Source organism: Bradyrhizobium sp. 134 (assembly GCF_023074155.1).
Classification (GTDB): domain Bacteria; phylum Pseudomonadota; class Alphaproteobacteria; order Rhizobiales; family Xanthobacteraceae; genus Bradyrhizobium.
This window is the reverse complement of the sequence record NZ_JADPKX010000053.1, coordinates 685,425-699,130: the sequence shown is the minus strand read 5'-3', so window position 1 is coordinate 699,130 and position 13,706 is coordinate 685,425. Positions and strand designations below refer to the sequence as shown.

At 63.7% G+C, this 13,706-nt stretch carries 12 protein-coding genes; 5 read left to right on the top strand and 7 right to left on the bottom strand.

All coding sequences use genetic code 11. From position 1 onward, the window contains the following. Positions 1–7: 7 nt before the first annotated feature. Together IVA75_RS24240 and IVA75_RS24235 are read right to left on the bottom strand one after the other, a co-directional pair. Positions 8–295: an acyl carrier protein gene (locus tag IVA75_RS24240; RefSeq protein ID WP_007592476.1), complete on the bottom strand. Its 288-nt coding sequence runs from the start codon at positions 293–295 to the stop codon at positions 8–10. A gap of 234 nt (positions 296–529) precedes the next feature. Continuing rightward, positions 530–871, bottom strand: a complete 342-nt coding sequence (locus IVA75_RS24235) for a hypothetical protein (protein ID WP_247286657.1) — start codon at positions 869–871, stop codon at positions 530–532. Between the two features lie 270 nt (positions 872–1,141). On the opposite strand from IVA75_RS24235, the gene IVA75_RS24230 reads away from it, so the two are divergent. Together IVA75_RS24230 and IVA75_RS24225 are read left to right on the top strand one after the other, a co-directional pair. Then, complete coding sequence (locus IVA75_RS24230) at positions 1,142–1,765, top strand: ParB-like protein (RefSeq protein WP_027569451.1); 624 nt, start codon at positions 1,142–1,144, stop codon at positions 1,763–1,765. 59 nt (positions 1,766–1,824) lie between these two features. After that, on the top strand, positions 1,825–2,058 hold the full coding sequence (locus IVA75_RS24225; protein ID WP_247286656.1) for a hypothetical protein: 234 nt from the start codon (positions 1,825–1,827) through the stop codon (positions 2,056–2,058). 17 nt (positions 2,059–2,075) lie between these two features. On the opposite strand, the gene IVA75_RS24220 is transcribed toward IVA75_RS24225, so the two are convergent. The 3 genes from IVA75_RS24220 to IVA75_RS24210 form a co-directional block, all read right to left on the bottom strand. Continuing rightward, a complete protein-coding gene (locus IVA75_RS24220; RefSeq protein WP_247286655.1) occupies positions 2,076–3,017 on the bottom strand; it encodes a hypothetical protein in 942 nt (313 codons plus the stop codon). Between the two features lie 200 nt (positions 3,018–3,217). Continuing rightward, a complete protein-coding gene (locus tag IVA75_RS24215) occupies positions 3,218–3,796 on the bottom strand; it encodes a peroxidase-related enzyme (protein ID WP_027569453.1) in 579 nt (192 codons plus the stop codon). Between the two features lie 104 nt (positions 3,797–3,900). Then, a complete protein-coding gene (locus IVA75_RS24210) occupies positions 3,901–5,640 on the bottom strand; it encodes an ATP-binding protein (RefSeq protein ID WP_247286654.1) in 1,740 nt (579 codons plus the stop codon). A gap of 438 nt (positions 5,641–6,078) precedes the next feature. Here IVA75_RS24210 and IVA75_RS24205 point away from each other — a divergent pair, with 438 nt between their 5' ends. Further along, positions 6,079–7,041 (top strand): catechol 2,3-dioxygenase, encoded by a 963-nt coding sequence (locus tag IVA75_RS24205; protein ID WP_247286653.1) that lies wholly within the window; start codon positions 6,079–6,081, stop codon positions 7,039–7,041. Between the two features lie 3 nt (positions 7,042–7,044). On the opposite strand, the gene IVA75_RS24200 is transcribed toward IVA75_RS24205, so the two are convergent. Together IVA75_RS24200 and IVA75_RS24195 are read right to left on the bottom strand one after the other, a co-directional pair. Then, positions 7,045–10,569 carry a molybdopterin cofactor-binding domain-containing protein gene (locus IVA75_RS24200; protein WP_247286652.1) on the bottom strand — a complete coding sequence of 1,175 codons (3,525 nt, stop codon included), beginning with the start codon at positions 10,567–10,569 and terminating at the stop codon, positions 7,045–7,047. Further along, complete coding sequence (locus tag IVA75_RS24195; protein WP_027569457.1) at positions 10,569–11,051, bottom strand: (2Fe-2S)-binding protein; 483 nt, start codon at positions 11,049–11,051, stop codon at positions 10,569–10,571. Before IVA75_RS24195 ends, IVA75_RS24200 begins: the two co-directional genes overlap by 1 nt. A 282-nt stretch (positions 11,052–11,333) precedes the next feature. On the opposite strand from IVA75_RS24195, the gene IVA75_RS24190 reads away from it, so the two are divergent. Next, a complete protein-coding gene (locus IVA75_RS24190) occupies positions 11,334–12,791 on the top strand; it encodes a hypothetical protein (protein ID WP_027569458.1) in 1,458 nt (485 codons plus the stop codon). After that, positions 12,788–13,684, top strand: a complete 897-nt coding sequence (locus tag IVA75_RS24185) for a UPF0280 family protein (RefSeq protein WP_247286651.1) — start codon at positions 12,788–12,790, stop codon at positions 13,682–13,684. The genes IVA75_RS24190 and IVA75_RS24185 overlap by 4 nt, the downstream gene beginning before the upstream one ends. Positions 13,685–13,706: the final 22 nt, after the last annotated feature.

Genomic DNA, 13,706 nt, shown 5'->3' with positions numbered 1-13,706 from the left:
CGCGCGCTTAGGCGCTCGCGCCCTTGGCCGCAACCAGTTCGTCGATGCGGGCGCACAGGTTTTTCAGCACGAAATACTGCTCGGTGGTGGCTTTGCCGTCGTTGACCTCTTGGGTCCACTTTTCCAGCGGCAGCTTGATACCGAACTGCTTGTCGATCGCGAACGCGATGTCCAGGAAATCGAGGCTGTCGATGCCGAGGTCATCGATGGCATGGCTATCCGGCGTGATCGTGTCGCGCGGGATGTCGCAGGTTTCAGCGATGATCGTAGCGACCTGATCGAATGTGGAGGACATCACTAAGCCTTTGATATATTGCAGATGTTTGTCAGATTTTCCAGAGTGGAACGGTGGGTGGGCGTCGCGCCCCGATGACGCCCTCAACCCCCCTCTGGCCGGGTCGAAAGCCCGTATATCGGAGCGCCGCCCTGAGTTCAATGGAGCCGGCGGGTGTGGGGACAGGGCTGGGGACGCCCCGGCTGAGCCGCTTCGGCCGAAGGACCGTCGGCGGGCCTCGCCAGACGTCTTGCCTTAGATGTGCGGCGTCGTGATCTTGACGCAGTCGCGGCGGCCCATCAGCACGCAATCCTGGGTCCGGCGCAGGTCGGCGATGCTCACCGCGAGCCAGATCCCGATCGCGGTCAGTGCGATGGTGAAGGCCAGCGCCGCGATATTCGCGAGCATGCGATGGCGGAAATCGTCCGGTTCAGTGCGGGGCTGCTCGTAGCGCGACAGGTCGAGCGGCTCGGGCGCGACGCGCAACTGCTGCACGCTAGCGTTGCCGCGGTAGCCCGTCGGGGAAGGCGTGGTGCGCGGCCTGAACTGGAGCACCCGGTGCTCGTCATCCGAGCTTATGGGCCGCTGGGTTGTCATGGTGCAGGGATCACTCCGAAGCAGCGATTTTTAGATAGCATACGTGGTGAACACGTTGCAGAAAATCTTCTCAACGCGCACGTGCATTGCGCGTTCGCACTATCTGGCAGGGTTGCGAACGAAGGACCGTGGAACCGTGGTCGTTCCGGGCCTGCAGAGGGTGCAATGCAATAATCTCCGCCCAGCCGAATGCATTGCCGGCGCAATGCCCATGGCATAGTCCAGGGAACCTGATCACGCAGCTGCAACCATGTGAAGGGCTCTCCAACCATGACCAATACGCGCGAACCGAGAGTGCATCCGGTGTCGATCCTGTCGCTGCGGCCGACGCAAATGACGGTCGGGATGCGCGAGGTCAAGGAGAAGCGCAAGCGCTGGCGCGAGCACGACAAGAAAAAGCAGGCCGATCTGCTCGGCAAGCATATGATTCCCGTCGTGCATGGCCCCGACGAGCGCTATTACGTGATTGACCATCATCATCTCGGTCGCGCTCTGCACGACGAGGGCGTCAAGGAGGTGCTGGTCACCATCGTCGGCGACCTCAGGATGGTGGAGCGCGAAGCGTTCTGGGGCGTGATGGACAACAAGCGCTGGGTTTACCCTTACGACGCCAAGGGCGAACGGCGCCCGTTCCGCGATTTGCCCAAATCCGTCGTCGCTCTCAAGGACGATCCCTTCCGGAGCCTTGCCGGCGAGCTGCGCCGCATGGGCGGCTTCGCCAAGGACACCACGCCGTTCTCCGAATTCCTGTGGGCCGATTATCTGCGCCGAAAGCTGTCGCGCAAGGCTGTGGACGCCAATTTTGACAAGGCGCTCGAAAAGGCGATGTCCTCAGCCAAGAGCAAGGATGCGATCTATCTGCCTGGCTGGTGCGGTCCGGCTGACGATGATTAGGCGCAACGCTCACGTCAGTGCGGCATGCGGCCCCGCAAACCGGATCTGATCACAGCCTCTTGAGCGAAACCATCTTCCGTCCTCGCGAAGCGGTGCTGAAACAAAGCCGTGCCATCTGTAGGATTGTCGAGCTCACACAGGAGGCCGAAATGCGCCGTCTGGTTTTCGCCGTTGCCCTGCTCGTGGTCGCTTCAGCCGGGATATCGGCATCGTTTGCCGCAGTACACCATGCCAAGACGTTGACGTTTTCCGAGCGCTTTGCCCCGGCGCTCGAGTTGATGGCGAAGCGTTAGGACAGATCCCCGCCAGTTCAACCAACAGCGTCGCGATCGATTTTGCGCAGCCGCACAAAGGCGGCCCAGGCCCGCGTATAATTCTTGTCCGTGGGATCGATCGCAAGTAGCGCGCGGCATGCTTCCTTGATCTCCTCGGGCGAAGGACGCTTGGCCGGAACTCCGGACGATTTGGCGTCTACCCAGCGAGCCTCGACGTCTCTTGCAAAAGCCAGGGCCTCGGCGCTCGTCCGCCTCTGCGCCGATTTCGCCAGCGGGTGGTCCGAGGGAAAATTCGGCCATGCGGCCGGCGGCTGGTCGACACGCCACGTCAGTTCATCTGCTTGTCGTGCCTCCACGCCCGAACCTGAATGCTGCGCGGCTGGCGCCCATCCTGCCCCTGCTGAGGCTGCCGAACCCGATGAGCCGGCCGATCTCCGCGGGACCGCCGAACCTGGCGCGACCGCCGCTGTCTGTCCGGCGAGCTGGCCAAGCTGTTGTTCCATCGTTCCGCCGCTGGACTTGGGGATGATTTTTTCGACGGTCTTGATCATCGACAGCGCGCCTGGCGATATCAGCGTGTTCTGGTCGGCAATTTTGTCGTCGGCCGCGCCTGGGCAGGGCTTGTAAGGAGAGCGCTGCGACGTCATCCGGCCGTCGTCGTCGATACGGGCAAAATCGATCGCGACGCTGTAAACGAATGCGGCCTCGACATACTGCCTCTCCTTGTCCATCGCCTTTACGGAGCCGCATACGTATTTTGCCTGGTCCGTATCGATCGTTCGCAGGCCGTTGAAGTGAGCTGAATTCGGCGCAACGAGGACGCGCAACACGGCAGCCCGCGCCTTGCCATGCTCCGATTCGAACATGCTCCATATCTCGTTTGCGTTGATGATCTCGGGCTGATAGTTCCATACGTATCCGGCCGCGAAGAATGCCGTGCCGATACAGGTCGCGATAACAAATGCCCGCACGTTCATGAGAAGCCCCTCGACAGGCACGACTCATCAGCATCTCCGGTGACGGAAACTGCGCAAGTTGTGCCAAAGCGTTTGTGCTAGTTGAGGGTGAGATTCTTAATAAAACGTGTGCGATTGCGAAAACGCAGAGTTCCCGTCAAACGGGAACTCATCCACTGCGTTTGTCGGCTATGCGTTCCTTCCGCGTTCGCGGCAGTCGGTCATTTCTTTGGCAGCCGTCCCATCAGATAGAATTCGTCATTCGGCCGCATACCGGTGAAATTCGCCAGCCGGTTCGACAGTGCGAAGAAGGCGGAGATTGCGGCGATGTCCCAGATGTCGTCGTCGCTGAAGCCATGCGGCGCGAGCGCGGTGAAATCGTCCTCGGAAATCCGCTGCGCATCGGCCGAGACCTTCATCGCGAAGTCGAGCATCGCCTTTTGCCGCGGCGTGATGTCGGCCTTGCGGTAGTTCGTGGCGATCTGGTCGGCGATCAGCGGGTTCTTGGCGCGGATACGCAGGATCGCGCCGTGCGCGATCACGCAATACTGGCACTGATTGGCTGCTGAGGTCGCGACCACGATCATCTCGCGCTCGGCCTTGGTGAGGCCGCCGTCCTTCTCCATCAGCGCGTCGTGATAGGCGAAGAAGGCGCGGAACTCGTCCGGGCGGTAGGCCAGCGTCAAGAACACGTTCGGCACGAAGCCGCTCTTCTCCTGCACGGCGAGGAGACGTGTGCGGATGTCGTCAGGGAGCGCATCGAGGGCGGGAGCGGCGAAGCGTTGCGCAGGCTTTGTCATGGGCATGGATTCCGGCTTGGGGGCCGGCAACCATAGTCGATGCCGGCGCCATGCTCAACGTGACGCCAGGCTCGCAATTCCGGAGCTGGAAAACGAGCGTTGCTTTATCGCAGCGGCTTCTTCAGCAGCGAGAAGCGGTCCGGATCCAGCCCCATCGACGGTTGCAGCATCGGGGCTTCGACGTTGGAGAGCGTCTTCGCGGGCGGTGCCGAGAATACCGGATCGTTCGGCACGTCGCGCTGCGAGGTGGCGCCGCGCCAGCGCTCGAGCACGGCGCCGACGAAATGCATGTCGTGACCGGAGGTGACGGACGGCACGCTGCTGATAGTGGCTTCGCCGCGCGGCAATTGATGCGGCGGCACCTCCTTGAAGCGCAGCCGCGTCGGCAGCGCGACACCTTCGCCGAATGCCAGCACTTCGCGGGTGCCGAGCGAGGGCACGAACGAGAGCAGATTCGCGGCCGCATCCGACACCGCGGCGCGCAGCAGCGCCTGGTCGCGCTCGTTGGCAAGACGCATTGTGAACAGCGTGTTGCACTGGGAGATGATGGTCGCGTCGAGCTCGGCCGGACGCTGGGTGATGAGGCCAAGATAGACGCCGTATTTGCGGCCTTCCTTGGCGATGCGCGACACCGCCTTGCGGGTCGGCCCGAAGCCGACATTACGATCGGCGGAGGCGTAGCGGTGAGCCTCTTCGCAAACGAACAGCATCGGCGAAACGCCGTCGCTCCACAGGCCGAAGTCGAAGGCCATGCGGCAGAGTACCGAGACGACGGAATCGATGACTTCGGCCGGGAAGCCGGCGAGCTGCATCACCGTCATCGGCTTGCCGTTGGCCGGCAGGCGGAACAGATGGCTGATCACCTCGGCCATGGTGTCACCGCCGACATTGGCGTTGTCGAACATGAAGGCGTAGCGCGGGTCGTTGCGGACCGCCTCGATGCGGGAGATCAGCTTGTGATAGATGATGCGCGAGGAGCGGTTCTCGAGCTTGCCCATGCGCTCGTCGATCAGCGACATCAGATCGACCAGACGATAGGGCACCGGCGTATCGACGGTGTAGCCGATCTGCTTGGGATCGATGCGCTTGAGGCCAATGCGGTCGGCGTTCTGGTACTGGGTGTAGACGCCCTTGGCGAGGGGAATGACCTCGGCGAGGACGTCGAGCTCCTCCGGCACGCCGGCGCGGCCGCCGAACAGCACGTCGACGATTTCCTCGAAATTGAACAGCCAGAATGGCAGTTTCAAATTGCGCGGGTTGAGCACCAGCGCTCGGTCGCCGAAGCAGCGGCCATATTCGTTGTGCACATCGAGCAGGAAGATGCGCAGGTTCGGGCGTGCCTTGAGGATCTCGTTGAGCAGCAGCGACACACCGGTCGATTTGCCGACGCCGGTCGATCCCAGCACCGCAAAGTGTTTGGAGAGCATTTCCTCGATGTCGACATAGGCGACGACGGAGCTGTCCTGCTGAAGGAAGCCGACATTGATCTGGTCGGAGCCGGTGGGCGCGTAGATCGTGCGCAGCTCCTGGCTCGTGATCAGGTCGACGGAATCGCCGATGGTCGGATAGTTGGTGACGCCGCGCTGGAATTTGGCCTTGCCGGTGGCGTTGAGAATTTCGCCGAGAAGGTCGACCGAGGCGATGGCGATCAAATCGTCGTTGCTCGAGAGGTTCTCGCAGGACACCTCAGTGATCATGGCGACGATGACCGAGCTGGCGCAGCGGATACTGACGAAGCGGCCGACGGTTGCCCGCACTTCCGAGACCGGCATCCGGCTTTCAGGCAGTAGCCCGACCCGGGCGAGCGATCCGCGAACCGAAATCACGCGTCCAAAGGATGTCACAATGAATGAACCTGGCAAGAGCAACGGGTTGCCCGGACTATGCACGGCCGTCGCTGGACAAACGGTTAAACGGCAGGCGCCGGCGCTTCGTTAAATCCGCGACAATTCGGGTGCGAAGTTTGTTCCCAATGCATATTCCCTGGCAGAAGCGCCCGGAAAATGCTGCTTTTTCCCGGCCGACGGGCCTGAGAGCGCTTAAGAGAGACTTTACCATTCGGGCAGTCGGTCCGCGGTTCCGGGACGGGTTGGTCATCCTAGACGGTTCGTCATCCACCCTCGGCGGTCTTGCTTGATTTGTTGACGGGACCTAATCATTTGTACATTGGTACAAATGAACCGGCGGCCTTGTGCCGCCCACCGGCGCGTGAGCGGATTGCCGCCTGCGCCAGATCGCGGGATCCGGTCCAGCGGATCGCAAGCCACGTCTTGGAGGACACCATGCAACCCGAACCGATCCTCGATCTCGCTCATCTCGGTCACATGGAGCTGTTGACACCGAAGCCGGACGAGAGCCTGAAATTCTTCGTCGACATTATGGGCATGACCGTCAGCGGACAAAAGGGCGAGTCGGTCTATTTGCGCGGCTGGGACGATTACGAGCGCTATTCGCTCAAACTGACGGCGTCGAAGACATCGGGCATGGAGCACATGGCATTGCGCGCGCGCAGCCAGCAGGCGCTGGAGCGCCGCGTCGCGGCGCTGAAGGGGTCCGGCTTTGACATCGGCTGGATCGACGGCGACATGGGGCAGGGGCCGACCTTCCGCTGCCGCGATCCCGATGGACACATCGTCGAACTCTATTACGAGACCGAATGGTATCAGGCGCCGCCGGAGTTGAAGCCGGCGCTGAAGAACCAGGCGCAACGCTTTCCCGCGCGCGGCGTCAATGTCCGCCGCCTCGACCACCTCAATTGCCTCGCCGTCGACATCAAGGCGAACCGCGAGTTCTTCGAGAACTATCTCGGCTGCCGCCTCACCGAGCAGATCGTGCTCAACGACGGCCGCGAAGCGGCGATGTGGCTGACCATGTCGAACAAGAGCTACGATTTCGCCTATTCGCTCGACCATTCCGGCACGCCCGGCCGCTTCCACCACGTTACCTACGCGCTCGACAGCCGCGAAGAGATTCTGCGCGCTGCCGACATCTTCCTGGAGAACGGCATCCACATCGAGACCGGCCCGCACAAGCACGCGATCCAGCAGACCTTCTTCCTCTACGTCTACGAGCCCGGCGGAAACCGTGTCGAAGTCGCCAATGCCGGCGCGCGCCTCATCCTCGCGCCCGACTGGAAGCCGATCGTGTGGACGGAAGAGGAGCGCAAGAAGGGGCAGGCGTGGGGCCTGAAGACGATCGAATCGTTCCATACGCACGGCACGCCGCCGGTGGAGCACAAGAAGTAGCGCTCAATTCGTGGCGGCTCTCACACGCGCAATCGTCTCCTTCACGCCCGTCCATGCCGGCCTGTCCGGGGCGAACTGCTTGCGCAGGAAGGTGACCAGTTCCTCGACCTGCGCATCGCTCATGCTGTTCTTGAAGGCCGGCATGTAGCCGAGATCGCTCGACACCGGCTCGGCGATGCCGTGCAGGATGATCTGCACGAGATTGTCCGATGTGACGCTGTGCAGATTGCTGTTGAGTGCCAGCGAAGGCCGGCTGCCGAACAGCGGCAGGCCGCCGACCTCGTGGCAGACGGCGCAGGCGCCCCGATAGAGCCGTGCGCCGGTGGAGGACGCAATTGTAACTTGCGTCGCGCTTTCGAGACGTGCCGCAAGCGCGTCCGGTGCTTCGGTTGCGGTGTCGTTGAATGAGTTGAGATAGACCGCCATGGCGCGGATGTCCTGGTCGGGCAGGGCTTTGAGATCCCTGACAATCGGCGCCATCGGTCCGGCGGCGACGCCGTGATATCGCGAGTGGCCGGTGCGCAAATAGGCGAACAGCTCGTCCTCGCTCCATGGGATCGGCGCGTGCGAGAGCGAGGTCAGCGGCGGCGCCTCCCAGCCCTCGGCAAAGCCGCCGGCGAGATAGGCGCTACGCTGCTCGGCGCCGAGCGCGTTGCGCGGCGAATGGCAGCCGCTGCAATGGCCGAGACCTTCGACCAGATAAGCGCCGCGATTCCAGACTTCGGATTTGGCGGGATCGGGCTTGAACTCGCGCGTCTGATGGAACAGCGCATTCCATCCGGCAAGTAGCGGACGGAGATTGAACGGGAAGGCGAGCGCATTCGCCGCTGCCGGTGCGCGCACCGGCGGCTGCGCCATCAGGTAAGCATAAAGCGCCTGCATGTCGGCATCGCCAGTCTTCGCAAAGTGCGTGTAGGGGAAGGCGGGATAGAGCTGCCGTCCGTCGCGATGCAGCCCGTCGCGCATCGCGCGCTCGAACGCGGGATAGGACCAGGCGCCGATGCCGGTTTCGACGTCTGGCGTGATGTTGGTCGCGTAGATCGTACCGAACGGCGTCTCCAGGGCGCGGCCACCGGCGTTGAGCGCCCCGCCGATCATGGTGTGGCACTCCGCGCAATTGCCGAGTGCGGCCAGTTGTTGCCCGCGCGCGATCGTCGCCGCGGAATAGACAGATGCATCGGGTCGGGCGATCGGCGCGATGGCGCGGCCAGGCAAAAGCGCCGCACCGATGCCGATTGCCGCGGTGCAGACGGCCGCGATCGTCGCGAAGATGCCGGCGCGTTTGGCGAAGGGATTCTCCCAGATGCGGGATGGTTGTGGCGTAGCGGGAGCGGGCAGCGCCTGCGGCGTGGCCGGCGCGCCGCCGTGCAGCCCCTTCAGGATGCGCTCGGGCGTGAACGGCGGCTCGCGAAAGCGCACGCCGGTAGCATCGAAGATCGCGTTCGCAATCGCAGCCGCGCTCGGGACCGAGGCGGATTCGCCGACGCCGAGCGGCGGCTGGTCCGGCCGCGGCAGCAACAACACGTCGATCTTGGGCACGTCAGGGAACGGGATGATCGGATAGGCGCCCCATTCACGCGCCGCGACTGCGCCGCGCTCGAACGAGACCTCCTCCATCAGCGCGCGGCTGGTGGACTGGATGACGTTGCCATGGATCTGGTGGCGCACACCGTCCGGGTTGATCATCAATCCGGAGTCCTGCCCGGCGACCACGCGCGTCACGCTGACGTCGCCGGTCGACTTGTTCACGGCAACGTCGGTGACCCAGGCCGACCACGCCGCGCCATAACCGGGAAATTTGCTGTGGACGTACAGCGCATAGGCAAAGCCGCGCCCATGCACGATCTCGCCGTCTTTCTCTTCGCGCACCGGTCGCGGCGTCCACCCCGCGCGCTCGGCGACCGCATGGACGAGATCGACGGCGCGCTGATCCCTAAGGTAACGCAGGCGATATTCGATCGGGTCGACGCCGGCTTCTGTCGCGGCCTCGTCGATATAGGATTCATGCGCAAAGGTGTTCGGCAGGGCCGAGACGCCGCGAAACCAGGACGCGCGCACGATCGGCGCCATGTCGTGTGCGACGACGCGCATGTGGTCGTAATCGTAAGGCGGGATCGCGGTCCGGTCGCCCATCTGGAGGACGTCCGCCTTCGGCGATATCCGCCCCGTCAGCAACAGCGCCAACGTCGGCGCGGCATTCGACGGATAGCGCGTGGCAAGATCGTAAGCAGCGACGCCGCCCTCCGCGTTCAGGCCGCCATTGACGTCGATGAGCTGCGCGGCGCCCTTGGGCTCCCAGGCGTGCTCCTGCTCGCGCGTCAGCTGCACGCGCACGGGCCGGCCGACAGCGCGCGAAAGCAACAGCGCGTCCGCGGTGACGTCGTCGGCGCAGTTGCGGCCATAGCAGCCCGCGGCCTCCAACCTGATGACCTCGATCTCGCTCTCGGGACGCTCGATCAGCAGCGACAGGTCTGCCCGCAGCAGGTGCGGATTTTGCGTGCCCGACCAGACGCGGATGTTGCCGTCCTGGAAGTCGGCGACCGCGCAGGACGGGCCGATCGAGGCATGCATCTGATATGGCCAGACGTAAGTGCGCTGCATCGGCTTGGCCGCACCGGCAATGGCAGCATCGACGTCGCCCTTGTCGATCAGCGTGCGCGGTGTGGACGGGTTGGCACGAAGCGCGGTCTCGACGTCGGCGAGATCGGTCAGTTCAGGCGTCGGTCGCCAACTCACCGCAAGCTGCTCCGCCGCGCGGATCGCGTTCTCCTCGCGCTCCGCGACGATTCCGACGAAATCGCCGATGCGCACGACGGCTATGATGCCGGGAATGCCGCGCACCGAGGATTCATTGACCGAAATCAGGCTGGTGCCGACAAACGGGCCGGCGTCGACGCCGGCATAGGGCGGTCGCACCACGCGGCCGTGCAGCATGCCGGGCATACGGATGTCGTGCACGAAGGTCAGCTCACCCGTGGCCTTGGCCGGCAGGTCGACGCGGGGCATCGATTGGCCGACAATGGCGTAATCGCCGACCGGCTTGACGGCGACGCCGTCGGCAAGCTCGAGACGAATGGTCTCTCCGCCGATCAACTCGCCATAGCTGACGCTGCGATTGTCGTGGCCGCGCACGAGGCCGTCTTCGATCCTGAGATCGGCTACCGGCAGCTCCAGGCGCTCGGCCGCACGTGCGATCAGGAAGTGACGCGCCTGCGCGGCGGCTTTGCGCAGGGGAACGGCGGTGATCTGGATGGTCTCGCTCGCGATCGTCGCGCCCTGGTTCGGCACCATTGCAGTGTCGCCGAGCACGACGACGACGCGGGCAAAGGACACATCCAACTCCTCGGCCACGATCTGGCCCAGCGCCGTGCGGATGCCGGTGCCGAGATCGACATGTCCGTTGTAGGCTGTGACCGAGCCGCTCGCGGTGATGCGGACGAAGGTCTCGGATGTGCACTCGTCCACAGTGCGGACGACGACGAGCGAGCCGGATTGCAGCTCCGCTCCGTTCGGATGCGGGGACGCCATCAATCACCGGCCTCGGCGAGCTGGCCAGACGCACGCATTACGGCACGAAGGATTTCGATATGCGTGCCGCAGCGACAGAGATTGTAGCGCAGCGCCGCCAGCGCCTCCTGTTCGGTGGGCCGCGGGTTGATCGCAAGCAGCGCCTTGGTGGTCATGATCATGCCGTTGAGGCAGTAGCCGCATTGCGCGGCCTGCTCGTCGATGAAAGCCTGCTGCACCACATCCGGTTTGTCGCGGGTGCCGAGCCCCTCGAGCGTCACGATGTCGCGGCCGCCGCAGCCGCTGATCGGAATGACGCAGGAGCGCGCCGCCGCGCCATCGATCAGGACAGTGCAGGTGCCGCATTCACCGAGGCCGCAACCGTATTTCGGACCGTTGAGCGCGAGATCGTTGCGCAGCACGTAGAGCAGCGGCGTATCGCGCGCCGCAGTGATCTCGTGGATCCTGCCGTTCACGGTGATGCGGATCGGTGTCTGCGTCATCTCGTTCCCAAGTCGACTCGTTGAGCGCCGCGGCCAAAGCTTCGCGAAAATTCCAAGTCCGCTCAAAATCTACGTTGCGACGATACCGTTTGTACACAAACGTGCAAGCCGTGCATGCCGCAGTGCAGCGCGAATGCCTTCTTTGTGGACAGAGCGGATAGGCAAATGAGGTTTTATGCGGCAGGCGTATGTTTTGCGCCGCACCGCCGCTTGACAGCCATCGGGAGGGCGCGCAACATCGTTCGTGTACAAATGATAACTGCACTGTCGGCTGGCTTTGACATGGTGACTGAACCTACGAGCGCCGCCATCGACAAGATCCGCTGCGATGCGTGTCCGGTGATGTGCTACATCAAGCCGGGCGCGGCGGGCGCCTGCGACCGCTATGCCAATCACGAGGGCAAACTCGTCCGCGTCGATCCGCATGTGATCCTGGAGCGCACCGTGTCGCATGGCGGCAAGCTCGTTCCGTTCAGCCGCACCGAAGATTGGGACGGCAAGATCGTCCACGAGCCTTCCACCTTTGTAACGGCGATCGGCGCGGGGACGACCTATCCCGACTACAAGCCGGCGCCGTTCATCGTCTCGGCGGAGGTCGACGGCGTCGACATGGTGACTGTCGTCACCGAGGGCATCTTCTCCTATTGCGGCATCAAGGTGAAGATCGACACCGACCGCTATCTCGGGCCGGAGACCGCGACCGTCCGCGCACAAGGCGAGGCGGTCGGTCACGTCACCACCAGCGAATACGGTTCGCAGATGCTGTCGCTCGGCGGCGTGCATCATCTGACCGGCGGCTCCAAGAAGGAAGGCCGCGTCACCTGCGACACGCTGATGGACCTCGCAAACTGCAAGGCGGTCGAACTCACCATCGACGGCGGCGCGAGCGTGGTGGTGCAGGCCGGCCAGCCGCCGATCGTCAACGGCATGAAAGAAGAGCGCATGCGCGTCGGCTGCGGCTCGGCGACGATCGGCATGTTCGCCAAGCAATGGCACGGCAAGGTCGATGAAGTCGTCGTGGTCGACGACCATATCACCGGCGTGCTCTCGGAGCATCAGGCGGGCAAGCTGCTCGACATCGCCGACACCGGCATCAAGATGAAAGGGCGCCGCTCGACGCCCGGCCGCTATTTCCAGGTCGCTGATCCCGGCACGGGTTGGGGCGGCACCAATATCTCCGATCCTCTCGCAATCCTGGGACCGTTCGACGCCAAGGAAGCCAGGGCCGGTCTTTCCATGCTGATGGTCTCCACGACCGGCGAGCACTCGTCCTATTACGTGCTCGACGAGGCCTTGAAGCCGGTCGAGACCGAGATGCCGGATGACCTCAAGTTTTCGGTCGAGCGCATTCAGGAGAATTGCGAGCCGGCGCTGTGTACGGTGCTGTTCATGGCCGGTGCCGGTGGTTCCTTGCGGGCGGGCGTGACCGACAATCCGGTGCGGCTGACGCGCTCGGTCAAGGACGCCCTGACGCGCGTCACCAGCGGCGGCGCACCGGTCTATGTCTGGCCGGGCGGCGGCATTACCTACATGGTCGACGTGACGCAGATGCCGGCGGGCGCATTCGGTTACGTGCCGACGCCCGCGCTGGTCGCGCCGATCGAATTCACGATGAAGCTGTCGGACTATGCGGCGCTCGGCGGGCACATGGATTATGTGAAACCGCTGTCCGAGGTGCAGGGCGGCGACGATGTCCGCCAATTGCCCTGGCAAAACCCGATCCCGGGACCTCGGGCATGACAAGGCTCCCGCAAATCGCGTTGCTGTCTGATGGCCGGCGGCTGCATTTGCAGGATGGACCGATTGATTTGGTCGTCGAGGCGAGGGGGGCTGCCGACGCGGTGCGCGCGGCCTATGAGGCTGCGGCCGAACGGTTCACCGGACTTCTCGACGAGCTCTGCGCGGAACTGCCAGAACTGCGGACCGCTGTCGAGGAGCGGACCTCGTTGAGAGGCGTTGTGGCGCGTCGCATGCACGCCGCGGTGGCGCCCTATGCCGGTGATGGCTTCATCACGCCGATGGCCGCTGTGGCCGGCAGCGTGGCGGAGGAGGTGTTGGGCGCAATGCTGGACGCTGCGGCGCTCGATCGGGCCTATGTCAACAATGGCGGCGACATTGCGCTTCACCTCGGCGAGGACGAGCACTTCTCCGTCGGCCTGATGGATCGCCCTGACCGCGACGGCATGATGCGTACGATGAGAATCGATTCGGATGACCCTGTGCGCGGCATCGCTACCAGCGGAAGGCACGGCCGCAGCTTTTCGCTCGGGATTGCCGATGCGGTGACCGTGTTGGCCGGAACGGCCTCGCAAGCCGATGCCGCCGCGACGATCATTGCGAATGCCGTTGATCTGCCGGGGCATCCCGCCATCATCCGAAAGCCAGCGAACGAACTTCAGCCCGACAACGATCTCGGTGCGCGGCTCGTGACCCGTGGCGTCAGTGGTTTGTCACAGGATGAGATCACGACCGCACTCGAATCTGGCGCGGAATGTGCACGGCAATTATTCAATCGCGGATTGATCGAGGGTGCCGTGTTGCAGCTTTGTGGTGATATGCTTGTCATCGGGACCAAGGATATTGAACGGCAACGATCGCGTCCGCTTGTACAAGAGAACGCGGTTCATGCCTGAACAGGGAAGCGGCTTGAGGAAA

Excerpts from the sequence above, each read along its gene's own strand:
- IVA75_RS24240 (WP_007592476.1), bottom strand. The coding sequence starts at position 295 with ATGTCCTCCACATTCGATCAGGTCGCTACGATCATCGCTGAAACCTGC.
- IVA75_RS24235 (WP_247286657.1), bottom strand. The coding sequence starts at position 871 with ATGACAACCCAGCGGCCCATAAGCTCGGATGACGAGCACCGGGTGCTC.
- IVA75_RS24230 (WP_027569451.1), top strand. The coding sequence starts at position 1,142 with ATGACCAATACGCGCGAACCGAGAGTGCATCCGGTGTCGATCCTGTCG.
- IVA75_RS24220 (WP_247286655.1), bottom strand. The coding sequence starts at position 3,017 with ATGAACGTGCGGGCATTTGTTATCGCGACCTGTATCGGCACGGCATTC.
- IVA75_RS24215 (WP_027569453.1), bottom strand. The coding sequence starts at position 3,796 with ATGACAAAGCCTGCGCAACGCTTCGCCGCTCCCGCCCTCGATGCGCTC.
- IVA75_RS24205 (WP_247286653.1), top strand. The coding sequence starts at position 6,079 with ATGCAACCCGAACCGATCCTCGATCTCGCTCATCTCGGTCACATGGAG.
- IVA75_RS24200 (WP_247286652.1), bottom strand. The coding sequence starts at position 10,569 with ATGGCGTCCCCGCATCCGAACGGAGCGGAGCTGCAATCCGGCTCGCTC.
- IVA75_RS24195 (WP_027569457.1), bottom strand. The coding sequence starts at position 11,051 with ATGACGCAGACACCGATCCGCATCACCGTGAACGGCAGGATCCACGAG.
- IVA75_RS24190 (WP_027569458.1), top strand. The coding sequence starts at position 11,334 with ATGGTGACTGAACCTACGAGCGCCGCCATCGACAAGATCCGCTGCGAT.
- IVA75_RS24185 (WP_247286651.1), top strand. The coding sequence starts at position 12,788 with ATGACAAGGCTCCCGCAAATCGCGTTGCTGTCTGATGGCCGGCGGCTG.